The organism is Xanthomonas sp. F14 (assembly GCF_014199865.1).
On sequence record NZ_JACHOM010000001.1, the window covers coordinates 1,375,251 to 1,398,933 of the forward strand.

At 65.2% G+C, this 23,683-nt stretch carries 20 protein-coding genes; 9 read left to right on the forward strand and 11 right to left on the reverse strand.

Annotated features, from left to right (window positions below):
• Positions 1-126: 126 nt before the first annotated feature.
• Positions 127-2,505 carry a phosphoenolpyruvate synthase gene (ppsA, locus tag GGR73_RS05975; RefSeq protein ID WP_184456022.1) on the forward strand — a complete coding sequence of 793 codons (2,379 nt, stop codon included), beginning with the start codon at positions 127-129 and terminating at the stop codon, positions 2,503-2,505.
• The gene (locus tag GGR73_RS05980) at positions 2,505-3,470 is read left to right on the forward strand and encodes a mechanosensitive ion channel family protein (RefSeq protein WP_126966110.1); all 966 of its coding nucleotides are present in this window, start codon (positions 2,505-2,507) and stop codon (positions 3,468-3,470) included. Before ppsA ends, GGR73_RS05980 begins: the two co-directional genes overlap by 1 nt.
• A gap of 198 nt (positions 3,471-3,668) precedes the next feature.
• Here GGR73_RS05980 and orn read toward each other — a convergent pair whose 3' ends face one another.
• From orn to mntR, 3 genes are all read right to left on the reverse strand, one after another.
• Positions 3,669-4,253, reverse strand: a complete 585-nt coding sequence (gene orn, locus GGR73_RS05985) for an oligoribonuclease (RefSeq protein ID WP_024939185.1) — start codon at positions 4,251-4,253, stop codon at positions 3,669-3,671.
• A 70-nt stretch (positions 4,254-4,323) separates the two neighbouring features.
• Positions 4,324-4,833: a tRNA adenosine(34) deaminase TadA gene (gene tadA / locus GGR73_RS05990; protein WP_102256631.1), complete on the reverse strand. Its 510-nt coding sequence runs from the start codon at positions 4,831-4,833 to the stop codon at positions 4,324-4,326.
• 2 nt (positions 4,834-4,835) lie between these two features.
• Positions 4,836-5,303, reverse strand: coding sequence for a manganese-binding transcriptional regulator MntR (gene mntR, locus GGR73_RS05995; protein WP_024939187.1), 468 nt, complete (start codon positions 5,301-5,303; stop codon positions 4,836-4,838).
• 144 nt (positions 5,304-5,447) lie between these two features.
• On the opposite strand from mntR, the gene GGR73_RS06000 reads away from it, so the two are divergent.
• Positions 5,448-6,794, forward strand: a complete 1,347-nt coding sequence (locus GGR73_RS06000) for an Nramp family divalent metal transporter (RefSeq protein ID WP_184456024.1) — start codon at positions 5,448-5,450, stop codon at positions 6,792-6,794.
• Positions 6,795-7,317: 523 nt separating this feature from the next.
• A complete protein-coding gene (locus GGR73_RS06005; protein WP_024939189.1) occupies positions 7,318-8,142 on the forward strand; it encodes an alpha/beta fold hydrolase in 825 nt (274 codons plus the stop codon).
• 662 nt (positions 8,143-8,804) lie between these two features.
• On the opposite strand, the gene GGR73_RS06010 is transcribed toward GGR73_RS06005, so the two are convergent.
• From GGR73_RS06010 to GGR73_RS06030, 5 genes are all read right to left on the reverse strand, one after another.
• A complete protein-coding gene (locus tag GGR73_RS06010) occupies positions 8,805-10,433 on the reverse strand; it encodes an MFS transporter (RefSeq protein WP_184456026.1) in 1,629 nt (542 codons plus the stop codon).
• A gap of 85 nt (positions 10,434-10,518) precedes the next feature.
• Positions 10,519-12,360, reverse strand: a complete 1,842-nt coding sequence (locus tag GGR73_RS06015) for an amidohydrolase (protein ID WP_184456516.1) — start codon at positions 12,358-12,360, stop codon at positions 10,519-10,521.
• A gap of 113 nt (positions 12,361-12,473) precedes the next feature.
• Positions 12,474-12,911, reverse strand: coding sequence for a DoxX family protein (locus tag GGR73_RS06020; RefSeq protein WP_024939192.1), 438 nt, complete (start codon positions 12,909-12,911; stop codon positions 12,474-12,476).
• Positions 12,908-13,564, reverse strand: a complete 657-nt coding sequence (locus GGR73_RS06025) for a hydrolase (RefSeq protein WP_104552631.1) — start codon at positions 13,562-13,564, stop codon at positions 12,908-12,910. The genes GGR73_RS06020 and GGR73_RS06025 overlap by 4 nt, the downstream gene beginning before the upstream one ends.
• Entirely contained in the window at positions 13,561-14,001 is a 441-nt protein-coding gene (locus GGR73_RS06030; RefSeq protein WP_372358781.1) for a helix-turn-helix transcriptional regulator, read from the reverse strand. The genes GGR73_RS06025 and GGR73_RS06030 overlap by 4 nt, the downstream gene beginning before the upstream one ends.
• A 495-nt stretch (positions 14,002-14,496) precedes the next feature.
• Here GGR73_RS06030 and GGR73_RS06035 point away from each other — a divergent pair, with 495 nt between their 5' ends.
• From GGR73_RS06035 to GGR73_RS06050, 4 genes are all read left to right on the forward strand, one after another.
• The gene (locus GGR73_RS06035; RefSeq protein ID WP_184456028.1) at positions 14,497-17,589 is read left to right on the forward strand and encodes a sensor histidine kinase; all 3,093 of its coding nucleotides are present in this window, start codon (positions 14,497-14,499) and stop codon (positions 17,587-17,589) included.
• On the forward strand, positions 17,582-18,223 hold the full coding sequence (locus tag GGR73_RS06040) for a response regulator (protein WP_024939195.1): 642 nt from the start codon (positions 17,582-17,584) through the stop codon (positions 18,221-18,223). Before GGR73_RS06035 ends, GGR73_RS06040 begins: the two co-directional genes overlap by 8 nt.
• A 413-nt stretch (positions 18,224-18,636) precedes the next feature.
• Positions 18,637-19,764, forward strand: coding sequence for a Cache 3/Cache 2 fusion domain-containing protein (locus GGR73_RS06045; RefSeq protein ID WP_184456030.1), 1,128 nt, complete (start codon positions 18,637-18,639; stop codon positions 19,762-19,764).
• A gap of 44 nt (positions 19,765-19,808) precedes the next feature.
• The gene (locus GGR73_RS06050; RefSeq protein WP_184456032.1) at positions 19,809-20,423 is read left to right on the forward strand and encodes a hypothetical protein; all 615 of its coding nucleotides are present in this window, start codon (positions 19,809-19,811) and stop codon (positions 20,421-20,423) included.
• A gap of 90 nt (positions 20,424-20,513) precedes the next feature.
• Here the strand turns inward: GGR73_RS06050 and GGR73_RS06055 are convergent, their stop codons facing one another.
• A complete protein-coding gene (locus GGR73_RS06055; protein ID WP_184456034.1) occupies positions 20,514-21,077 on the reverse strand; it encodes a TetR/AcrR family transcriptional regulator in 564 nt (187 codons plus the stop codon).
• 86 nt (positions 21,078-21,163) lie between these two features.
• On the opposite strand from GGR73_RS06055, the gene GGR73_RS06060 reads away from it, so the two are divergent.
• Positions 21,164-21,907 carry a glucose 1-dehydrogenase gene (locus tag GGR73_RS06060; RefSeq protein ID WP_184456036.1) on the forward strand — a complete coding sequence of 248 codons (744 nt, stop codon included), beginning with the start codon at positions 21,164-21,166 and terminating at the stop codon, positions 21,905-21,907.
• Positions 21,908-22,500: 593 nt separating this feature from the next.
• Here the strand turns inward: GGR73_RS06060 and GGR73_RS06065 are convergent.
• Positions 22,501-23,157 (reverse strand): nucleotidyl transferase AbiEii/AbiGii toxin family protein, encoded by a 657-nt coding sequence (locus tag GGR73_RS06065; RefSeq protein WP_184456038.1) that lies wholly within the window; start codon positions 23,155-23,157, stop codon positions 22,501-22,503.
• On the reverse strand, positions 23,154-23,645 hold the full coding sequence (locus GGR73_RS06070; protein ID WP_184456040.1) for a helix-turn-helix domain-containing protein: 492 nt from the start codon (positions 23,643-23,645) through the stop codon (positions 23,154-23,156). The genes GGR73_RS06065 and GGR73_RS06070 overlap by 4 nt, the downstream gene beginning before the upstream one ends.
• Positions 23,646-23,683 lie beyond the last annotated feature (38 nt).

Here is a 23,683-nt window from a genome sequence, read left to right on the forward strand (position 1 = left end):
AACTGGTGTCCGAAACTTACGGGTTCATGCTTGTGCAGATTCCGCTGTGCACTGCATCATAGCGGCTTCTTCCTACGGACGCGGCCATCCAGCCCGCTCGGGCGATGGCCATACGGAGCATCGCGCTTGAACGAGAATATCCTGTGGTTGCATGAGCTACGCCTGGCCGATCTGGCCCGCGTAGGTGGTAAGAATTCCTCGCTCGGCGAGATGATCGGCAACCTGGCCGGGCTTGGCGTTTCGGTTCCCGGTGGATATGCGACCACTGCCGAGGCTTTCAAGGACTTCATCGCGCATAACGATCTGTCCAAGCGCATCTTCGACAAGCTGGCGACGCTGGATGTCGAGGACGTTGGCGCCCTCACCGTTGCCGGCAAGGAAATCCGCGGCTGGGTGATCGATGCTCCGCTGCAGCCGGAACTGGACCGCGATATCCGCACCGCATACGCACAGCTGTGTGCGGAAAACGGCGGTGGCGAAGTGGCCGTGGCGGTGCGTTCGTCGGCCACTGCCGAAGATCTGCCCGATGCCTCGTTCGCCGGCCAGCAGGAGACCTTCCTCAACGTGACCGGTGCCGACGATGTCGTGCACAAGGTCAAGGAAGTGTTCGCCAGCCTCTATAACGATCGCGCAATCGCTTACCGCGTGCATCATGGCTTCAAGCACGAAGACGTGTTCCTGTCGGCCGGCGTGCAGTTGATGGTGCGCTCGGGCGTCGGTGCGGCCGGCGTGCTGTTCACGCTGGACACCGAATCGGGCTTCCGCGACGTGGTGTTTGTCACCTCCAGCTTCGGTCTGGGCGAGATGGTGGTGCAAGGCGCGGTCAACCCGGACGAGTTCTACGTCTACAAGCCCACGCTGACCGCAGGCAAGCCGGCGATCCTGCGCCGCTCGCTCGGCAGCAAGGCGATCCGGATGGTCTACTCGGATGTGCCCGGCGAACGCGTGCGTACCGAAGACACGCCGGTGGAACTGCGCAGCACCTTCTCGATCAGCGACGAAGACGTGCAGGAGCTTTCCAAGCAGGCGCTGGTGATCGAAAAGCATTACGGCCGCCCGATGGACATCGAGTGGGCCAAGGACGGTGTCAGCGGCAAGCTGTTCATCGTGCAGGCGCGTCCGGAAACCGTGAAGTCGCGCAGCCACGCCACCCAGATCGAGCGTTTCTCGCTGGAAGCCAAGGACGCCAAGATCCTGGTCGAAGGCCGTGCGGTGGGCGCCAAGATCGGCAGCGGCGTGGCACGCGTGGTGCGCTCGCTGGACGACATGAATCGCGTGCAGGCCGGCGACGTCTTGATCGCCGACATGACCGATCCCGATTGGGAGCCGGTGATGAAGCGTGCATCGGCCATCGTCACCAACCGCGGCGGCCGCACCTGCCATGCGGCGATCATCGCGCGCGAACTCGGCGTGCCGGCCGTGGTCGGCTCGGGCAACGCCACCGATGTGATCAGCGACGGTCAGGAAGTGACGGTGAGCTGCGCCGAAGGCGATACCGGCTTCATCTACGACGGCCAGCTGCCGTTCGAGCGCACCACCACCGACCTGGGCAACATGCCGCCTGCCCCGCTCAAGATCATGATGAACGTGGCCAACCCGGAGCGTGCGTTCGACTTCGGCCAGCTGCCCAATGCCGGCATCGGCCTGGCGCGTCTGGAAATGATCATTGCCGCGCACATCGGCATCCATCCCAACGCGCTGCTGGAATACGACAAGCAGGACGCTGACGTCCGCAAGAAGATCGACGCCAAGACCGCCGGCTACGGCGACCCGGTGAGCTTCTACGTCAATCGCCTGGCCGAGGGCATCGCAACGCTGACCGCCTCGGTGGCACCGAACACGGTGATCGTGCGCCTGTCGGACTTCAAGTCCAATGAGTACGCCAACCTGATCGGCGGCTCGCGTTACGAACCGCATGAAGAAAATCCGATGATCGGCTTCCGTGGCGCCAGCCGCTACGTCGATCCGTCCTTCACCAAGGCCTTCTCGCTGGAGTGCAAGGCGGTGCTGAAGGTGCGCAACGAGATGGGCCTGGACAACCTCTGGGTGATGATCCCGTTCGTGCGCACGCTGGAAGAAGGCCGCAAGGTGATCGAGGTGCTGGAGCAGAACGGGCTCAAGCAGGGCGAGAACGGCCTGAAGATCATCATGATGTGCGAGCTGCCGTCCAACGCGCTGCTGGCCGACGAGTTCCTGGACATCTTCGACGGTTTCTCGATCGGCTCCAACGACCTGACCCAGCTGACCCTGGGCCTGGACCGCGACTCGTCGATCGTGGCGCATCTGTTCGACGAGCGGAACCCGGCGGTCAAGAAGCTGCTGTCGATGGCGATCAAGTCGGCGCGCGCCAAGGGCAAGTATGTGGGCATCTGCGGCCAGGGGCCGTCGGATCATCCGGAGCTGGCGGAGTGGCTGATGCAGGAAGGGATCGAGTCGGTATCGCTGAATCCTGACACCGTGGTCGACACCTGGCTGCGTCTGGCCAAGTTGAAGAGCGAGAGCTGATGGGTATGTTGGGTGCGGTGTTGGCGGCGGCTGCGGGAGCAGTCGCCGCAAGGCCGGTGGCGGCCAGGACGGTGGAGCCGGCGTTCAACTGGGCCAATATCCCGTGGGCGCAATACGCGCTCAACTGGGGGCTGGCCCTGCTGATCGTGGTGGTCGGCATGTGGCTGGCCAAGCAGCTCAGCCAGTGGCTGCACCGTGCGCTGACCCGCGCGCGCGTCGAGATCACGCTGACCAACTTCCTGCGCAACGTGCTGTACGCGTTGCTGCTGGTGCTGGTCTTCGTCAGTGCGCTGAGCAAGATCGGCGTGCCGCCGACCTCGCTGATCGCGGTGCTGGGTGCGGCCGGCCTGGCGGTCGGCCTGGCGTTGAAGGACTCGCTGTCCAATATCGCTGCAGGCGTGATGCTGATCGTGCTGCGGCCGATGCGCGATGGCGACCATGTGGTGATTGCCGGCCAGGAAGGCATCGTCGACGAGATCCGGATCTTCCAGACCCGGATCCGCTCGTTCGACGAGCGCATGATCACCCTGCCCAACAGCACCATCACCACCTCGCCGATCGTCAACTACAGCACCCTGCCCAACCGGCGCCTGGAAGTGACCGTGGGCGTGGGCTACGGCGACGATCTGAAGAAAGCCCAGCAGCTGTTGCTGCAGATCGCCAAGGACAATCCGAACCTCCTGGAGTCGCCGGCACCGTTCGTGCAGGTCACCAATCTGGGCGAAAGCACGGTGGATCTGATGTTGTTCGCGTATGCGACCAACGGCAATTTCGGCGCGGCCAAGAGCACCACGCTGGAACAGATCCGCAACCAGTTGCTGGAAAACGGGCTCAACATCCCGTATCCGCAGCGCGACCTGCACGTGTATCACCACGATGCCGACGGCAAGCCGATCTCCGACCTGCTGCTGAAAGGCATCGCCGACGACGGCGACCTGAGCAAGGGTCCGCCGCTGGCGCGCTGATGCATTCAGTGGCGTGATGGAAAAGCAGAAAGGCCGCATCGAACGATGCGGCCTTTTTTGTTGGATGCGCTGCCACTGTGCGGCTTCTGGCCTGCCTGGTCGGCAGCAAACGTTGCCGAACGTACGCCTGCGCGTGGTCCGCAACTAGGCGCCGTCAATCAACACGCCAACAGCGCGCAACGCCGCCGTCGCCAGCGCTCAGGCCGGCACGTCGGCCTGGGAATCGCCGCCCAGCGCGCCCATGAACTGGCGGTAGTGGCGCAGCTCGTCGATCGAATCGCGCACATCGCTCAGGGCGGTGTGGGCCGAGCTCTTGGCAAAGCCATTGGCCACCGTCGGCGCCCAACGCCGTGCCAGCTCCTTGATGGTGGACACGTCCAGGTTGCGGTAGTGGAAGTAGCGCTCCAGGCGCGACATCTGGCGGTGCAGGAAGCGGCGGTCCTGGCAGATCGAATTGCCACACATCGGCGAGGCGCCGGCGCGGATCCATTCACTCAGGAAGGCCACCGTCTGCGCCTCGGCCTGGGCATGGGTGACCTGGCTGTCGAGCACGCGCTGCCACAGCCCCGAACGGCGGTGCTGATTGCGGTTCCACTCGTCCATGGCTTCCAGCGTCGCCAGCGGGTGGGCGATGGCCAGCTCCGGTCCTTCGGCAAGCACGTTCAACTGCGCATCGGTCACGATGGTGGCGATCTCGATGATGGAATCGCGATCGGTATCCAGGCCGGTCATTTCCAGATCGATCCAGATCAGTCGGTCGTTGCCTGCAAGGGTGTCTGCCATATCGCCGTCCTGTGGAGGGCCGTCGCCGGCCGGATGCTGAAGGGCGCGCATCATACCGCGGCCGCGCCGCTCAGGGCGCGAGGGGCGGCTTGCCGCGCTTGGCCCTGAAGTAATTGGTCAGCCGCAGACCGGCCTCGGCGGCCAGCACGCCACCGCTGACCTGCACGCGGTGGTTATGGCGCGGGTCGGCGGGCAGATCGAACACGCTGCCGCAGGCGCCGGTCTTGGGGTCGCTGGCGGCGAATACCACCCGCGCGATGCGCGCGTGGATCATCGCCATCGCGCACATCGCGCACGGCTCCAGCGTGACATACAGCGTGCAGCCGATCAGCCGGTGGTTGGCCAGGCGGCGGCCGCCTTCGCGCAGGGCCATGATCTCGGCATGCGCGCTGGGATCGTGGCTGGCGATATTGAAGTTCCAGCCCTCGCCCAGCACGGTGCCCCCGGCATCGATCAGCAGCGCACCGACCGGGATCTCGTCAAAGTCGCGTTCGGCACGCTCGGCCAGTTGCAGGGCGCGTTGCATCCACTGCTGGTCGATCAGCGTCTGCGCCGCGTCTACCGACGTTTCCACCGGCATGCTCACGCGGCGCTGCCGCCCTGGCGATCCAGGAAGGCGGCGAACGCGGCCACGGTGGCTTCGCTGACATGGTGCTCGATGCCTTCGGCGTCACGGCGCGCGGTGGCCTCGTCGATGCCCAGGGCGAGCAGGAAACGTTCGACGATCTGATGGCGCTGCCGGCTGGACGCCGCCAGCGCCTCGCCGGCCGGGGTCAGGAACACCCCTCGGTACGGGCGCTGCACCACCCAGCCGTCGCGCACCAGCCGCTTGAGCATCTTGGCCACGGTCGGCTGCGCCACGCCCAGGCGCGCGGCGATATCGACCTGACGCGCCTCGCCACCGTCGACCAGCAGATCGGAGATCAGCTCCACATAGTCCTCGACCAGCTCGGCGCGGCGCGCTTCGCGCACCTGACGGAAGCTTTCCATATGCACCTGCGCGTCGATCAGCGCCGGCGCGGCTGCTTCCAGCTTTTCGCTCTTGCCCACCCTCATCCCCGTCATCACGTCCGGCGCCAGTGCCGGGACGCGTAGTTTGAAGCACGCAGCCGATCATTACGATTTAAATTGCCAATGCTCAATAGCATAGCCCTTGCTATATCATCGGGGTGACTCCCAGCCTGCCTGCTCCGCATGTCCGTCGATCTCCGTCCTCAACCAGCCTCGCCCCTCCCCCTGCCTGCCGCGGCCAATGGCGGGTTGGGCGATCACCACGCCAGTGTCGCCGTACCCAAGGGCGGCCACTGGTGGTTCCGGCTGCTGGCATTCCTGGGCCCGGGCTATATGGTGTCGGTCGGGTACATGGACCCGGGCAACTGGGCCACCGACCTGGCCGGCGGCTCGCAGTTCGGCTATCTGCTGCTGTCGGTGATCCTGCTGTCCAACCTGATGGCGATCGTGCTGCAGAGCCTGTCGGCACGGCTGGGCATCGCGACCGGACTGGACCTGGCGCAGGCCTGCCGGGCGCGCTACCCGCGCGGAGTGAACCTGGCGCTGTGGGGCATCTGCGAACTGGCGATCATCGCCTGCGATCTGGCCGAGGTGATCGGCAACGCCATTGCGTTGAAGCTGTTGTTCGGCATTCCGCTGACCGTGGGCGCCATCATCACCGCGGTGGATGTGGTGCTGGTGCTGTTGCTGATGAACCGCGGTTTCCGCGCGCTGGAAGCGTTCGTGATCGCGCTGCTGTTGATCATCTTCGTCTGCTTCGGCATCCAGATCGCGCTGGCGGCACCGCCGATCGCCGCCGTGCTGGGCGGCTTCATCCCGCATGCGCAGGTGGTCACCGACCCGCGTGCGCTGTATCTGGCGATCGGCATCATCGGTGCGACGGTGATGCCGCACAACCTGTACCTGCATTCGTCGATCGTGCAGACACGTGCGTATCCGCGCACCGATGCGGGCCGCAAGTCGGCGCTGCGCTGGGCGGTGACCGACAGCACCGTGGCGTTGATGTTCGCGCTGTTCATCAACGCCTCGATCCTGATCCTGGCGGCGGCGGTGTTCCATGCGCAGGGCCGCACCGATGTGCAGGAAATCGAACAGGCTCACGCCCTGCTCGCGCCGATGCTGGGCGTGGGTCTGGCCTCGACGCTGTTCGCAGTGGCGTTGCTGGCCTCCGGCGTCAATTCCACCGTCACCGCCACGCTGGCCGGGCAGATCGTGATGGAAGGCTTCCTGCAACTGCGCTTGCCGCCGTGGCTGCGCCGCCTGCTGACGCGCGGCATCGCCATCGTGCCGGTGGTGATCGTGACCTGGTTGTATGGCGAGGCCGGTACCGCGCGGCTCCTGGTGCTCAGCCAGGTGGTGCTGTCGATGCAGCTGCCGTTTGCGGTGATCCCGCTGGTGCGCTTCGTATCGGATCGTGAGTTGATGGGCGCGCTGGTGGCACCGCCGTGGCTGGTGCGCATCGCCTGGGTCATTGCGGCGGTGATCGTCGGCTTGAACCTGAAGCTGCTGTGGGACACCGCGCTGCAGTGAGTGGCGAGCACAACCGGCGTGGTCGATGCGATGCGGCAGCTGCGTGCGCTGCAGAGCCAGGCAGCGATGCACGGAGGGGCGTTGATCGGCACTGCATTGCGTCGTGCGAGCTGGATGCCCGGATGATCCATCACGGCGCATCGACTGCAGCGAACGAGCTGATCCGCAACGCTGGGGATAACCGCTGTAGAGCGCACGCAGATGCAATCTGCGCTGCGACGCAGGCGGTCTACTGCTCGCATGCACCGGCACGCCCGTGGCCTGCGTCGCACCGCGTGGCGCGGGCCCATGCAAGCACGATGCGTATCGCATCGTGCCATCGCCGGGCTGCATGCCCCTCGCCCCAGGAGTGTTTATGGATCCGTTAGAGGCGCATCCGGCCGATGCCGGACGCCGCAGCTTTCTCATCACCGGCACGGTCGCCGTAGCAGCGTTGTCGCTGCCCGCGTTCGCCACTGCCGCACCTCCCGCACGCGCCCGCGCCACCACCCCACCCCACTCGTCCACTCACGGAGTCAACCCGATGTCCAATTTCGTCAAACGCCCCGACGGCGCCAATATCTTCTACAAGGATTGGGGCAAGGGCCAGCCGGTCGTCTTCGCACATGGTTGGCCGCTCAGCGGCGATGCCTGGGACCCGCAAATGCTGTTCATGGGCCAGCACGGCTACCGCGTGATCGCACACGATCGCCGCAGCCATGGCCGCTCGTCGCAGACCTGGGACGGTAACGACATGGACACCTATGCGGACGATCTGGCTGCAGTGATCGACGCGCTGGACCTGAAGGACGCGATCCTGGTCGGCCATTCCACCGGCGGTGGCGAAGTGGCGCATTACGTTGGCCGCCATGGCAGCAAGCGAGTGGCCAAGGTGGTACTGGTCGGCGCGGTGCCGCCGCAGATGGTCAAGAGCCCAACCAATCCGGGCGGCCTGCCGATGAGCGTGTTCGACGGCATCCGCGATGGCGTTGCCAAGGACCGTTCGCAGTTCTATCAGGACCTGACCACGCCGTTCTTCGGTGCCAACCGTGACGGCAACAAGGTCACCCAGGGCATGCGCGATGCGTTCTGGCTGCAGGGCATGCTGGGCGGTCACAAGGGTCAGTACGACTGCATCAAGGAATTCTCCGAGGTCGATTACACCGCCGACCTGAAGAAGATCGACGTGCCGGCGCTGGTGGTGCATGGCGACGACGACCAGATCGTGCCGATCGATGCATCGGGCAAGTTGTCGGCCAAGATCATCAGCAACGCCGAACTGAAGATCTACCCCGGCGCGCCGCACGGGTTGACCATTACCCATGCCGATCAGTTCAACAAGGATCTGCTGGCCTTCGCCAAGCGCTGATTCTTGCTTCACTGCGTAAGACAAAGGCCGGCTCGTGAGAGCCGGTCTTTTTTTGGTGCGCGTTGCTTTGCTGCGCGCAGATCCGTTGTGATCAGGCTGGCGGCCTCAGCGTCGATAGGCCTGTTGCCAGTGGCGCCCCAATGCGCCCCCTGCAGGCGAGCTTGCGGACCCACGACGTGCGCGCAAAGATGCCGAAACAGCAAGCGGGATGGCGACGGTGCAACTTCGCAGCGTGGTCGCAACACCGCGCAACGGACCAGCTTCGGGCATGGACCGGCCAGCCACAGGTGAGCACAGCAACCAGTGCCCGCAAGAAACCGCCACGCAGCACGACCACCGGCAACGCGATGCTCAGCCATGGCGGTGCCAGCAATGGCAGGTCAGGCAGTCGCAGCCAATGTCGATCGGCAGCGCGAGCGATACGCCGACCGCTGAAGGACACGTGCGCTGCCCTGGCTGACCGTATGGCCGATCGGGCGCAGCCAGCAGGCGGGTTGCGCCCGCTCCGCTTGGCCAAAAGGCGCTCCGGCCCTGGGTCTGCGCAGGCCGGTTACCAGCGCCGGCAACCGGCCTCACGCACGGCAGGCGCAGCCGACCTGGCAGCAGAAAGCGACATCGATTTCAGCGCCGGGCCGATCGGGAGCGTCGTGCTGATGAAGTTCTCAGATATCGGCATGGGCGTGCGGCGGCACCGCCACACCCCCGCCACCGACGAAGTGGCGGACCACCGGCGCGCGCTCGCCTTGATGCAGGGCGCGGATCTGCTCCTGCAGCTGGCGGTCGTCGCCGGTGACGCGCTCGTGCTGACGCAGATGTTCCAGCCACGAAGCGACGATGAAGTATTCCAGTTGCACGCCGGGTGTTGCCGCGTCTTCGGCGATACCCCAGACCACCGCACCATCACGACGCCGCGCGTTGCCCAGTTGCGTCATCAGCTGCAGGAAAGTTACGCGCGCATCGGCAGCGATGCGGTATTCGACCGTCACCAGCACTGGGCCGCGATCGTGTTCGACCGCATCCGATTGCGCCGGCACAGGCCAATGTCCGCCAGGGGCGAGGTCCAGCTGTTCGGTGCCGGCAATGCGCGCGCGCTTGACCAGCAGCGCCGCGATCACCGCGCCAACGGCGGCAATCTGCAGGGCTGTCGCGATCGAGGTGCGTTGCGCCAACGCGCCCCAGACCAGCGAGCCGGTCTCCATACCCGCAGAAAACACCACGATGTACAGCGACAATGCGCGTGCGCGCACCCAGGCAGGCACCGCCGTTTGCGCGGCGATCTGCAAGGACGACAGCACGGTGATCCAGGCCAGGCCGTTGACCACCATCACCACGCACAGCACTCCGATCTGACGCGACAATGCCAGCCCCAGCAATGAGGCTGCGCACACGATGGTGGCCACGAACACCAGTAGGTCGCGGTCGTAGCGCGCACGCAGGCGTGGCAACAGCAGCGCGCCACTGATCGCACCGATGCCGATGCAGCCCAGCAACACGCCATAACTGCCGGCACCCAACTGCATGTCGCGACGGACCACCAACGGCAGCAATGCGGTCAACGCGCTGGCGAACAGGAAGAACCCGGCGGCCTTGATCAGCACCGCCTGCAAGCGCCCGGCGCGTGCGGCGTAGCGCAGACCGGCACGCAGGCCCGCGCCGAAGCTCTCCGGCGGCAATGCAGAGACATGCGCATCGCGACGCCAACACCACAACACCAGCAGCATCAGCCCGAAGGTCACGCCATTGAGCAAAAATGCCCACGGCGGCCCGAATTGCGCCACGATCAAACCGCCAACCGCTGGGCCGATCGAGCGGGCGATGTTCATGCCGATCGAATTGAGCGCTACCGCCGAGGCCAGCATCGGCCGCGGCACCAGCTCCGACACGATTGCCGCCTGCGCAGGCATCGCCATTGCCGCGCCCATGCCCATTGCAAAGGTCAGTGCCACCAGTACCCACGGGGTTAGCAACTGCAGATGCGATAGCAAGGCCAAGGCTGCGGCCACCAGCAACATCCAGCCCTGGGTAAGCATCAGGTAGCGGCGGCGGTCGACGATGTCCGCCAGCGTGCCGGCCACCAGTGCGAACAACACCACCGGCAAGGTGGTGGCCGACTGCACCGCCGCCACCATCAACGGCGAGCCCGTCCGTTCGGCCATCACCCAGGACGCGGCGACATCGTTGATCCAGGTGCCGATGTTGCTGCCTAAGATGGCCAGCCATAAGGCACGAAAGATCGGCTCGCGCAGCGGCGCCCAGGCACCGCTATCGGCGGGTGCGGCAGAAGAAGTCATCGCGGCAAGGCTCCAGTGGACGGGGTGAGACAAACAAGGTGACGGGCCTGGATGCGCCGGCAGGCGCATCGCTGTGGTGCCGATCTCAGAACGCGAAACACGCGCAACCCAATGCGCCCCAGAAGCCGCGCAGGTCATCGCTGGGCGCAGCATGCTGCGCTGCATGTCCATGCGGCCCGTGCGCGCGACAGCCATGGCCATGCGTGTGCGTGGTGCTGGCAAGCCCGCTGACCGCACCACCCACGTGATAGCCGCCGAACCGGTTGACCGGCGACCAGTCCGGCATCGCCGGCGGCAAGGTGGGCGCCAGTGCGGCGAAGTCGCCGTCGCCATGGACGACGCGCCCACCCAGCACGGTCAGCACGCTGGTGATGTCGGCAATGGCGGCATCGTCGACGCGGAAGTAATCGTCGGACAACACGATGAAATCGGCCAGTTGCCCCGCCGCCAGCGTGCCCTTGTGGCCCTCATCGCCGGAGAACCACGCGCTGCCCTGCGTCCACAGCCGCAACGCCTGCTCACGGTCGAGCAGGTTCTCTTCGCCGTACAACGCCAGACCGCCCACCGTGCGTCCGGTGACCAGCCACGACAGCGCCACCCACGGGTTGTAACTGGCCACGCGCGTCGCATCGGTACCGGCGCCCACCGGCACGCCGGCGGCCAACATGCGACGCACCGGTGGCGTGTGCCGCGCAGCCTGTACGCCGTAGCGCTCGACAAACGCTTCGCCCTGATACGCCATGCGGTGCTGCACGGCGATGCCGCCGTTCAAGGCGCGAATGCGGTCGATATTGCGTGGCGTGATGGTTTCGGCGTGATCGACGAACCAATGCAGGCCATCGAACGGAATGTCGGCATTGACCTTTTCGTACACATCGAGAATGCGTCCGATGCTTTCGTCGTAGGTGGCATGGATACGGAATGGCCAACGCTTTTCGACCAGCAACCTCACCACCTGCTCCAGCTCGGGCTCCAGTTCCGGCGGCAGCTCCGGGCGCGGCTCGCTGAACTGCTCGAAATCCGCCGCCGAAAACACCAGCATTTCGCCGGCGCCGTTGTGCCGCAGCAGATCGTCGCCCTTGCGCACCGGCAGCATCTCGGTCCAGCCGCGGAAGTCGTCGACTTCCTTGCCCTTGTTCTGGGTGAACAGGTTGTAGGCGATGCGCACGCTCAACTGGTCGGCCGCGTGCAACTGTTCGATGACTTGGTAGTCCTCCGGATAATTCTGGAAACCGCCGCCGGCATCGATCACCGAGGTGATCCCCAGCCGGTTGAGTTCGCGCATGAAATGGCGTGTGGAATTGGCCTGATACTCCAACGGCAGTCGCGGGCCCTTGGCCAGGCTGGTGTAGAGAATCAGGGCATTGGGCTTGGCCAGCAGCAAGCCTGTGGGATTACCCAGCTTGTCGCGCTCGATGCGCCCGCCGGGCGGATCGGCAGTGGCCTTGTCGTAGCCACAGGCGCGCAAGGCCGCGCGGTTCAGCAGGGCGCGGTCGTACAGATGCAGCAAAAATACCGGTGTATCCGCTGCGATGGCATTGATCTCGTCCAGGGTCGGCAAGCGTTTTTCGACGAACTGATGCGCGGTGAATCCGCCGACCACACGCACCCATTGCGGCGCTGGGGTGCGGTCGACCTGCGCCTTCAACATCGCCATCGCATCGGCAAGCGAGCGCACGCCATCCCAGCGCAGCTCCAGGTTGTAGTTGAGCCCGCCGCGAATCAGATGGGTGTGGCTGTCATTGAGGCCGGGCAACAGGCGTCGGCCTTGCGCATCGATGCTGCGGGCGCCAGCTGCCAGCGCCATGATCTGCGCATCGTCGCCCACCGCCACGATGCGTCCATCGGTCACTGCAATGGCGGTGGCGCTGGGCTGACGTGGATCGAGGGTAGTGATGCGTGCGTTGCGAACGACCAGATCGACCATCGGAGACTTCCCTGAAGCAGACCAGGCGCCGGGCAAGGCGCCCAACGCAAGACCGGCGGCGGCGGCCTGCATCCACAAGCGCCGCCCGGCATGGTGATCATTCGGTACGCCGCTCATGCCGCACCACGCCTGCGCAGCCCATCCAGCGACCATGCGCCACCGCCAGCGGCAACCAGCCCCAGCAACACCAGCAGCCACATCAGCGGGTATTCCATCCCGCCGTGCATCCAGAACCAGCCCTTGGGCACGGCCACCACGACGGTGGTGGCGATGAACACCGCCGCCAGTGCAGCACTGACGCGCGTCCACAGACCCAGTAACACCGCCAGCCCCGAGAGCGTCTGCACCAAAGCCAGCAGCAACGGCAACGGTTGCGCAGACGGAAAGCCGAATTGCTGTAATTCAGCGGCAAATCCAGCCAGCCCCGGCCCACCAAACCATCCCAGCAACTTGCCCAGGCCATGCGGCAACAGGAAACCGCCGCCGGCAATGCGCAGCATCAGCAATGCCGCTGCAAGGCCGGCGTTGCCACGTGGTGCCGATGCGTTCAATGCCCGCCTTCCTGCGCGCCGAACATGGTTTTGGCGTACTGAATGCCGATGCCGTAGCCGCCCGCATGCGCACGCGCGATGCCGGTGGTGAGGTCGTAGGTGTCGCTGCGTGCCCAGTCGCGCTGTAGTTCCAGCAGGTACTGCACGCTGGTGATGGGCGCGGCGCCGGCCTGCACCATCCGCGTCACCGCGCGCTCGTGCGCTTCGTCGCTGACATCACCGCAGGCATCGGTGATGACGTAGACCTCGAACCCCTGCTCGACCGCCGACAGCGTCGGGCCGACGATGCAGACGCTGGTCCACAGCCCGGCAATCACCAGACGCTGCTTGCCGATGGCGTTGACGCGATCGATCACACCCTGGTCTTCCCAGGCATTCATGCTGGTGCGATCGAACACCGGTTCGCCGGCAAAGATCTCCGGCAGCTCGGGAAACAGCGGGCCGGAGAACGACTTCTCTGCAACGGTGGTCAAGATCACCGGCACCTTGAAGCCTTTGGCGCCCTTGGCAATCAGCGACACGTTGTTGCGCAGCGCCGAGATGTCGATGGTATGCGTGGCGAACGCCATCTGCGATTGATGGTCGATCAGGATCAGCGCGTGATCACCGGGCGACAACAGGGACTTACCGGGGACGGCGGTGGCGGTGGTCATGCGTGATGCTCCAGGGAGGATGAAAAAGAACCAGCGATGTGCCGTTGCGCACGCGGCTGGGGGCGCGCGGCGCAGGGATCGTTCGCCACTTGCGCGGCAAAGCGCGCCGGCGTGCAGCCGGTGGCGTTGCGGAAGCTGCGGACGAAATGGCTTTGATCGAAGAAGCACAGATCGGTGGCGATCTGGCTGATGGTGTGGCCGCCCTCGCGCAGCATGGCCTGGGCGCGTTCGAGGCGACGACGACGCAGATACTCCATCGGGCTGGCGCCCAGCGCATCGCGAAACACGCGCGCAAAATGGAAGCGGCTCATGCAGGCGGCGCCGGCCAGTTGCGTCACGCCGATGGGCTCATACAGATGCGTGTCGATGTACTGCAGCGCTCTGGCCACGGCGCGTGCGCGCGGGGCGTACAGTGCGTTGGTGTTGCCTGCATGCAGATCGGGGCGGCCGGCGGCAGTCAGACGTGCCATGTGGCGTCTCCGGCGGGGAATGGCGCCATGGTGGGGCGAACCTGCCGATCGCCCCACCCCTGATGGTGAGGCCGATCGCTCACTCTTTCGGGTGAGCAGCCCGCGTGCTGCCACAAGCACGCATGGGATCGCATGGGTGCATCGCCATGGCATGCACCGCGCATGCACGCCGATGCAGCGGCGATACCGCGCCGTTGTTTCTGTCGCGCTTTGCAGTGTCCAAGCCGACACCCGCACCACACGCAAATCAAGCGGACGCCAGCGCACGACTGGCACGCTACGAGGCGGCGTCATCACTGCTGCAGCCAACCGCTGGCATCCGGCTCGGCGCACATTGCATCGCAGCGACACGCACGCACCCCACGCAACATGCCGGTCCATGCGTAGCCGATTTCCTGCCCGACCTGCCTCCCCCGAAAGAGGTAGTGGTGCTTGGCCCCGATCTCGCCCGACAATGCTGCAATGCCGCGCGAGCCCCCCATCCGATTCCACCTGCTCTGGCGCCTGTGCGCGGCGGTGATCGTTGTGATGTGCAGTTGCGGGTGGCCGTGCAACTCCGTGTACGCCCAAGGCATCGCCGCAACGCGTGCGGGGCTGCTGCAATTCCACCACACCGCCTGGAGCACCGAGCGCGGCGCACCGGCCGATATCTGGGATATCCAGCAAGCCGAGACCGGGCCATTGTGGCTGGCGACCGGATTTGGCCTGTTTCAGTTCGATGGCGACCGTTTCGCGCGGCAGGCGGCGCCGGATGGCGAGGCCTATGCATCGCACAACATGACCACGCTTGCGCTGGCGCCGGACGATACCGCCTGGATCGGCTACTTCAACGCCGGCATCGATCGCGTTGCCGACGGTCACCTGACGCACTTCAGCCCGGGCAAGGACGTGCCCGCCGGCATGGTGTTCCGCATTGAGCACGATGGCAGTGGGCGCTGGTGGGCCGCCATCGATGGCGGTTTGTGCTGGTTCGATGGGCAACGCTGGCAGCGTGCAGGCGCCGACTGGGGCTACACCGCCGAGCGCGCGCATTGGCTGCTGCGCGATGTGCGCGGCACGCTCTGGGTCAGCGACGGTACCCAGATTCTGTCGTTGCGGCCTGGCGCCAAACGCTTCGAACCCAGCGGCCAGCAGGTGGGTCTCTACGTCACCATGGCCGAAAGTCCGGGCGGAGCGATCTGGGTCGCAGACCCGTACCGCGGCGTGTTTGCGTTGACCGATGCGCAGGGCCACGTGCTGCCCGCCACGGCCCGTGCCCGGCCGCAATTTCCCGGGCTGTTCGCGCGGCGCATCCGGTTCATGCGCGATGGCGCGCTATGGGGCAGCGACTACGCGGCGCATGGCCTGTTCCGGATCGCCTTGCCCACATCGCCCACGCCGGTGCTGGAACGCTTCGGAACCGTACAAGGCCTGACCTCGGCCACTGCCGGCCCCTTGCTCGAGGACCGCGAAGGCAATCTGTGGGCCGGCACCAATCTGGGCCTCAACCGGTTCCGACATCGCGCATTGCTGCCGTTGGCGTCCTTGCTGCCGGGCCAGGCGATGGCCGTGGCGACCTTCAATCCCGCCCCGGGCACCGCCGCACGCCCGCTCCTGGCCAGCCTGCGCGATGGCCGGCTGCTGGCCTTGAGCCGCGATCGGGTGGAAGGTTTGCAGCGTGGTGCGTCCCACCACATCCTGGATGTGCCGGCGACCGCCAATGGCTGGGTGCTTGGCGAGCACGCCTTGCTACGTCTGCAGGTCGGCCGCGTGCAACCGGTGGCGCTGCCGCTCGGCCTGGCGACCGGCGCCATCCGCGCCTTCGTCGTGGACAACCGCAACCATCCCCGGATCTGCCCGGATGCCGGCGGCCCCTACGCTTTCGACGGCAACGTCTGGCAGCCGCTGCCCGATCTGCAGGATAGCCCGTGCACGGTGCTCGCCAATACGCGCGATGGCGGCCTATGGGTGGGCACCATCAAGGGCGATGCGCGCCTGCTGCAGGGCCGGCAGGTGACGCGTTACAGCGCAGAAAATGGCCTGTCGGTGGGGCCGATCACCGCCATCTGGCAAGGCCCGTCGCTCACGCTGGTCGCCGGCGAAACCGGGCTGGCAGCGCTGGGCGCCGACGGCCGGTTCCGGCAAGTGGCCGATCAGACCAATCCGCTCCTGCAGGGCATCACCGGCATCGTGCAGGACCGGCACGGCACGCTGTGGTTGAACGGCAACCGCGGCGTGGTGCAGATCGCTCAACGTGCGCTGCTACAGAGCGTGCAATCGGGCTTGGTCAGCCCGGCGCTGCGCCTGTACGACATCATGGACGGGTTGCCCGGTGTCGCCCAGCAGGCCACACCGGTCCCCACGGCCATCGCCGCCGACGACGGCCTGTTGTGGTTCACCACCAACCAGGGCCTGGCCTGGCTGGACCCGGAACAGACCTACCGCAACCCCACCGCGCCGGAGGTCTTCATCACCGACGTGGTCGCCGACGACCGTCCCTACCCGCGCACCGCCGGGCTGCGCCTGCCCAAGTGGACGCACCGCCTGCGCATCGGCTACGACGCTGTGAGCCTGACCCGGCCCGAACGCGTGCGCTTCCGCTACCGGCTGGAGGGCGTGGACGCGCAATGGCAGGACGCCGGCAACCGTAACGAGGCGTTCTATACCAACCTCGCGCCCGGCCGTTACCGCTTCCGCATTGCCGCCGCCAACAACGATGGCGTGTGGAACGCGCGCGGCGACACGCTGGATTTCGTCATCGAAGCGGCCTTCGTGCAAACCTGGCAATTCAAGGTGTGCGTTGCGCTCGCCCTGCTGCTGACGCTTGCGATGCTGTGGCGCATGCGCACCCGGCGTATTGCCGGACGCCTGCGTGCACGCCTGGAAGAGCGCTACCGCGAACGCGAACGCATCGCGCGCGAGTTACACGACACCTTGTTGCAGGGCACGCAAGGCCTGATCCTGCGGCTGCATGCCGCCAGCCGCTCGTTGCCGCAGGACGACCCGCGGCGGCTGGAGCTCGAACAGGCGGTCGACCTGGCCGAGAATGCGCTGGTCGAAGGCCGCGACCGCGTCAACGGCCTGCGCGACAGTTATTCGCTGCGCCAGGATCTGGCCGCCGCACTGCAGCGCGCACGCGAGGCCACCATGCCACCGCCGTCTGCCGAACTGCAGGTGTCGGTCGAAGGACGCCCGGTGGCGCTGCGTCCGATGGTGGCCGACGAAGTGTTCCAGCTTGGCCGCGAAGCATTGGCCAATGCCGATCGCCATGCAGGCGCCGCGCGCATCGCGCTGGAACTGCGTTACGGTTCACGTGACTTCGTGCTGCGCATCCGCGACGATGGCTGCGGCCTGGATCCGGACGTGCTGCATGGGCATGCACGCACCGGCCACTGGGGGCTGACCGGCATGCAGGAACGCGCCAAACGCATCGGCGCCAAGATGCAGTTGTGGTCGCGTCCAGGCAGCGGCACCGCAATCCAGATCACGCTTCCGGCCCGCACCGCCTATGCGACGCCACCGCGCTGGTGGTGGCGATTTCGACCTGCACGATCCACGGAGAGCTCCAATGGCTGAGATGGTCAAACCGACCGACGTGCTGGTGGTAGACGATCATCCGCTGCTGCGCGACGGTCTCAGTGCCATGCTCGCCGCCGAACACGACATGCGTGTGGTCGGCGAAGCCGAAGACGGCGAACAGGCCGTGGCCTGCTACGCCAGCCTGCGCCCGGACGTGGTGCTGATGGATCTGCAGATGCCGCGCGTGGATGGCGTCGAAGCCATCCAGCGCATCCGCCGTGTCGACCCCGCCGCCAAGGTCATCGTGTTGACCACCTATACAGGCGATGTGCGTGCGGTGCGCGCACTGCAGGCCGGCGCCTGCGGCTATCTGCTCAAAAGCGCGCTGCGCCGCGAGCTGGTCGACACCATTCGCGACGTGCGCCGCGGCCAGCGGCGGCATGTTCCGGCGTCGGTGGCCGAAAACATCGCCGCCCACGTGCTCGACGACGCGCTATCCGCCCGCGAGACGGAGGTACTGAGCCTGGTGGCCACCGGATGCTCCAACAAGCAGATCGGCAATGCCTTGAGCATCTCCGAAGAGACGGTCAAGGCGCATATGAAGAACATCCTGGCCAAGCTCGGCGTGCGCGATCGCACCCATGCGGTCACCGTTGCCCTGCGCCGGGGAATCCTGTCGCTGGAAACCTGAGCCGCCTGCGACCAGGCAGATCGCAAGCGCAGGTCGCTCTTCAAACACCGCTACATCCGGTCATCGCGGTAGCGCGGCAACGGCAGGCGTGACAGAAAGACGCCACCCTGCGCATCGGCCGGCTCACCGACGGCGCCGCGATGGATCGCCCCTGGAGGGCTAGCCGATCTTGCCGCCCACCGCGCCCGCCAGCCCGAACTCTGTAACCCGGTCCACCATTCTTGAACACAGGGCGCACGATGCGATCGACGCGCACTGTCAAATCGATCGGCTTGAGCTATCGTATGCACCGCCAGCGGCGTGGGGGCCGCTTCAGCATCATGCGCAACAGCCGATAACGGCTAGGTCCGACCGCTGCCGGGGGGCTGCGACGGCGTTCGATCCAATCACTAAACGCGTTCAGGGGAATTGCGATGCTTCGTCACTCTTTGCGGGTGCGCCTGCTGTTGCCGGTGCTGGCCTTGGTGCTGGTCGTGGTGGTGGCACTGACGGTCATTCTGGCCATTACCGAAGCGAATCGGGTCAAGTTCGAGACCGGCGACGCGATCGAGCGCCAGTCGGTGTCCTTGCAGACCCTGTTCTCGGTCACCCGCGCGATGATGCTCGATCGCGTCAATACCTCCATGCGCCAGCTGCGCAAGGAAGCCAACGCACACGGCGCCGCCAGCGTCGGCAACGAAGTGCGCGTGGGCGAGCGCAGCGCCAACGACCTGCTGCTGGGCCAGAAGGCGCAGGCCAACGTCTTCGACATGCTCGACGAGGTCACCGCCATCCACGAAGGCACCGCCACGCTGTTCTCGCGCACCGGCGATGACTTCGTGCGCATCTCCACCAACGTCAAGAAGGACGACGGCAGCCGCGCCATCGGCACCGTGCTCGATCCGAACGGCCAGGCCGCCGCCAAGCTGCGCAACGGCGAAAGCTTCTACGGCGTGGTCGACATCCTCGGCAATCCGTACGTCACCGGCTACGAGCCGATCTTCGCCGGCAACGACAAGCGCGTGATCGGTGCCTGGTACGTCGGCTACAAGGCCGACACCCAGGCGCTGGAAAACGTGGTCAGCAGCCGTCGCGTGCTCGACTCCGGCTTCATCGCCGTGTTCGACAGCAAGAACAAGCTGCGCTTCCAGTCCACCACCGGTGCCACCACCGACACCGCCACCATCGAGCGGATCGTCAAGGAAACGCCCAACGACTGGGTCGTCACCAAGCAGGAAGTGCCCGATTGGGGCTTCACCCTGGTGTCGGCTTATCCCAAGAGCGACGTCAATGGCGTGATCGTGCGCCAGTCGCTGTGGATCGCCGGCATCGGCCTGCTGGTGTGTGCGCTGTTGCTCGGCCTGCAGTGGGCGTTGATCTGGAGCCGCGTGTTGCGCCCGATCCAGCACCTGACCACCGTGGCCGAAGAGCTGAGCCTGGGCAAGTGGAACCACACCATCGACGAGGTCAACCTCAAGGATGAAATTGGTACCCTGGCGCGCGCCATCTCCCGCCTGTCCAACAGTGTCCGGCTGGCCATGGAGCGGCTCAGCAAACGCTGAGCTGCGCGCACCCACTCCGTACCAGATGATGCAAGGAAGACGCCATGTCCACTGAATTCCGTCCGCTGATCGAGGTCCTGCGCGAACTCAAGGCGCTGGCACTGAAGAAGGCGTCCGGCTTTCTGTTCATCGTCACCGAGGAGAACCACTCCTGCATCATCCGCCTCAACGCCGGGCAGATCGAGGAAGTGGTGTTCCGCATGCTGCGCAATGACGAGGCGGTGCAACGCCTCACCATGGTCAATGCGGCCAAGGCCCGCTTCCAGGCCGACCCCGGCGCCGGCATGGGCAAGCCCTCGCTGCTGAGCGATGATTCGCGACAATGGTTGATGGGCGGTTTCGAACAGGATCTGGGTGGTGTACCGCCGCGGGCAGCGGTTGCAGCGGCTTCGGCACCGGCCGCCGCAACGCCGCTCGCCGCACCGAACGCAGCACCTTCAGGCGCTGGGTCGCCACCGGACGAGCGCGTCCGCGATGCATTGGAAAAAGTCGCGCTGAATTATCTCGGCCCGATCGCGGGTATGCTCTGCGACGAAGCCTGGGACATATCGAGCGACATCGAACAAGTGCTCAATCAGCTGGGCGCCAACCTCTCCACGCCACAGGAAACGCAGAAATTCATGGCAGATGCGCGCGTGGCGCTGGCCAAGCTGCGCTGACGGGCAACTGCAGTGGATCCAGGATCAAGCCGCGCATTGCGCGGTTTTTTTTCGCGCCCACTCGTGCGGAGATAGCGGAATTATCGCTGGCTAATCCAGACTTTTCACGCTTATGCCATTCAAGAACAAGTCGACGAAATGCCCGATACGCGATTTCGATGATTGGTCATTTTCGACTGCAAGGGAGATGGCAGTCACCACGCAAATGAAATCCTCATACGTGACGTCGCCACGGATCGCACCCGCGTCCTGCCCGCGCTGAAGCAGCCGGCGCCCTTCAGCGGTGATCGCATTACAGCCGGGCGTCCCGCATTGGATAACAGCTCCGATCGAAGCAGCAAGGCTCTGATAAATGCTCGTGTTCCTGGCAAGTTCTTCCAGGTACGCGCGTACCGCCTCGCCTGGAGCAAGGTCTCGGTCGCGCGCACGGCTGGCTTGCGCCAGCGACAGGAAACGCTCGTTGCTGGTTGCGGCTAACAGTGCCTCGCGCGTGGGAAAGCGACGATAAAGCGTACCGATGCCGACACCTGCGCGCCTGGCAACTTCCTCGAGCGGAACACCAGCTCCTTTTTCCAGAAAAAGCGCTTCAGCTGCAGAAAGGATGAGTTCCCGATTTTTCTGCGCGTCAGCCCGAAGGGCAGGTTCATCACTCACACGTTTTCCTCCCTCTCTTGTCAAGTGGAGGTTACCTCCATATCATAAGTGGAGCAATCCTCCATATTTGAAGAAGGCATCGGAAGATGACGAACCGTTTCGAAGACAAAGTGGTGGTGATCACGGGGGGCAGCGACGGCATCGGCCTGGCAACGGCGAAGCTGTTCGCAATGGAAGGCGCGCACGTGTACATCACCGGGCGTCGGCAGGACGCACTTACCGAGGCCGTGAAGGAGATCGGCCACGGAGCAGTCGGTGTGCAAGGCGATGTCACCAACTCCGGCGACGTCGCTCGGCTTTACGAGCAGATCCAACGCGATCACCACAAGGTCGATGTCGTGTTCGCCAATGCGGGCATCTACGAGGTCGTCTCCCTCGATGCGATCGACGATATGCATTTCGACACGACCTTCGACGTCAATGTGAAAGGCATGGTGTTCACCGTGCAAAAAGCGCTACCGCTGATGACTGCGGGCAGCGCTATCGTCCTCAACGGCTCCATCGCCGGCAGCAAGGGCCTGCCAGGCCAGTCTCTTTACAACGCCAGCAAGGCCGCGGTGCGCTCGTTCGCCCGAAGCTGGACCACCGACCTCAAGGAGCGAGGCATCCGCGTGAACGTCGTCTCGCCTGGTGGCACGCAGACGCGCCTGATACGCAGCTACCTCGATTCGCAGCCCGAAGTTGAAGAGGCGCTGAGCAAGAGTGTTCCGCTCGGGCGGCTGGCCGAACCGAACGAGGTAGCACGGGCAGTCCTCTTCCTGGCATCCAGCGAGAGCAGCTTTGTCGCCGGCCATGAGCTTTTCGTCGACGGTGGTGTCGCTGCGGTTTAGGCATTGGGCAAGACGCGTGGGGTGCACGGCGATCCTGCGTGTCGAAGCCGTGCTGATCGTGCAGGCATGGCTGCGGCTCTGGTCGAAACGCTTCGTCGAGCGCAGGGCATCCCGCTGTGCGGTCTTGTTTGACGCAAAGGCGCAATGCAGCCCGCGCTTCTAGAGGGTGATCCTGGCATCCAGCAACGGCACGAGCGCAGGCCAGCATCCCATCATCCGCAGAGGTCGAACGTACCTGAGTGCAGCACGCCTCACCCTCCCCCGCCAACGGCGGGGTCCGGGCGCATGCGCACCCGGTCTATTTCACCATCATCGATACTTGCGTCATCTTTTCGACGACCGGCGACAGTCCTCGAAAGGCCGATGTCACTCCTCCTCTGTCATCAACGGGCCTCGTAAATCCCTATGATTTAAGGGATTTCTAGTGAGGGATTTCTAGTGATCGACAAATGTATACCGTCGCGATCTACCGTCAAAACACGCGTTTAATGCTGGTGCGGGTTATAGAGCGACCTGCGCGGCGTAGACACTTCCGGGCTTATTGTCGATTTAGCGCGCTCCACTACGACCGGGAACGACCACACGCTAAGGGATTACAGTTCGCCCAGGAAATCCCCGACCACGGCGACGCAATGATCGAAGCTGGGCGTGTAATCCAGCATGGCGATGGCCTTGAACGCGGCGCGCAGGCCGGCATGCGGCGCTTGGATCTGGGACAGAAACGCCTCCCGATGGCGTAGGAGAAACGGCGTCGCCGCCAGAAGCTGCTGAGGCTCGCGCTCAATCACGAGCGCCAGGTCGAAAAGATCACGCGCCGTGACCCGATCGCCACGGTGATACATCTTCTTGGCAATGATTTCGGCGGCTGTCTCCACCTTCACGGCGCGACCGCCGATATCCCAGGTGTCCCAGGCGTCGTTCAGCAGATTGGGAGCGGCAACGAAGTCGACCTCGCCCTCCTCGAACTGCAGTTTGACGAAGGCGCCTGGCTGCTCAGTATAGTCCTGCGTCAAGTCCACCGCCGAGTCGCTCAAACGAGGCGTGACAAAGCCGAGGTACTGCGGATCGGGCACGAAAATGTCGATATCCTTGCTCAGCCGATGGCGGTGACGGAACATCAGCACGGTTCCACCGCCCAGGGTCCAGAACGGGTCCGTGATGCCGCCGTACTGGCTGATCTCGTCGATCAGCACCAACGCCCGCGGGAAAAGCCTCTCCCATGGACCGCCGGGCAGTGCCACGGGCTTCATGCCCACAGCGCCCGACGGTGCACGGACAAGGACCCGGCCAGCTTCGCCACGTTGCGCCAGACCTGCCTTGGCGGCAGGTGTGCACGCGAGGCCGCCTCTTCCACGGCCATCACGACGATGGGCACAGGCGCCTCGTCGAGTAAATGTGTCAGGTGAGGGGCAAATGGAGCAGGCACTTCGCCACTCGCCAGGGCCTGCTCCAGCGCCTCGGGCGCCAGTTCACGTGCATAGCTGACGCTCACCGTCTTGGCCGCCATCCACAGGCCGCGCTTCTTACGCCTCGCTTGCGTATCGAGCTTGGGACTGTCCAAGCCCAGTACCGCCGTCACCTGCCCCACACGGTTGACGCCAAGATCGCTCAGCGTGCCATTTTCCAGGCCGACCAGGGTCTGGCGAGACAGTCCGCTCAAGTGTGCCAACTGCGCCTGGGACAGGCCCAGCTCAGTGCGCCGGGTCCGCACGGTATGGCCGATATCGATGAGGTTCATGGCAGGCGCGATAGCTAGGTTAAATGTCTAATATTTTT

Bases quoted from the DNA above. Each gene is read 5' to 3' on its own strand.
- GGR73_RS05980 (WP_126966110.1), top strand. From the start codon at position 2,505: ATGGGTATGTTGGGTGCGGTGTTGGCGGCGGCTGCGGGAGCAGTCGCC.
- orn (WP_024939185.1), bottom strand. From the start codon at position 4,253: ATGGCAGACACCCTTGCAGGCAACGACCGACTGATCTGGATCGATCTG.
- tadA (WP_102256631.1), bottom strand. From the start codon at position 4,833: ATGCCGGTGGAAACGTCGGTAGACGCGGCGCAGACGCTGATCGACCAG.
- GGR73_RS06000 (WP_184456024.1), top strand. From the start codon at position 5,448: ATGTCCGTCGATCTCCGTCCTCAACCAGCCTCGCCCCTCCCCCTGCCT.
- GGR73_RS06005 (WP_024939189.1), top strand. From the start codon at position 7,318: ATGTCCAATTTCGTCAAACGCCCCGACGGCGCCAATATCTTCTACAAG.
- GGR73_RS06010 (WP_184456026.1), bottom strand. From the start codon at position 10,433: ATGACTTCTTCTGCCGCACCCGCCGATAGCGGTGCCTGGGCGCCGCTG.
- GGR73_RS06015 (WP_184456516.1), bottom strand. From the start codon at position 12,360: ATGGTCGATCTGGTCGTTCGCAACGCACGCATCACTACCCTCGATCCA.
- GGR73_RS06025 (WP_104552631.1), bottom strand. From the start codon at position 13,564: ATGACCACCGCCACCGCCGTCCCCGGTAAGTCCCTGTTGTCGCCCGGT.
- GGR73_RS06035 (WP_184456028.1), top strand. From the start codon at position 14,497: ATGCCGCGCGAGCCCCCCATCCGATTCCACCTGCTCTGGCGCCTGTGC.
- GGR73_RS06040 (WP_024939195.1), top strand. From the start codon at position 17,582: ATGGCTGAGATGGTCAAACCGACCGACGTGCTGGTGGTAGACGATCAT.
- GGR73_RS06045 (WP_184456030.1), top strand. From the start codon at position 18,637: ATGCTTCGTCACTCTTTGCGGGTGCGCCTGCTGTTGCCGGTGCTGGCC.
- GGR73_RS06050 (WP_184456032.1), top strand. From the start codon at position 19,809: ATGTCCACTGAATTCCGTCCGCTGATCGAGGTCCTGCGCGAACTCAAG.
- GGR73_RS06060 (WP_184456036.1), top strand. From the start codon at position 21,164: ATGACGAACCGTTTCGAAGACAAAGTGGTGGTGATCACGGGGGGCAGC.
- GGR73_RS06065 (WP_184456038.1), bottom strand. From the start codon at position 23,157: ATGAAGCCCGTGGCACTGCCCGGCGGTCCATGGGAGAGGCTTTTCCCG.
- GGR73_RS06070 (WP_184456040.1), bottom strand. From the start codon at position 23,645: ATGAACCTCATCGATATCGGCCATACCGTGCGGACCCGGCGCACTGAG.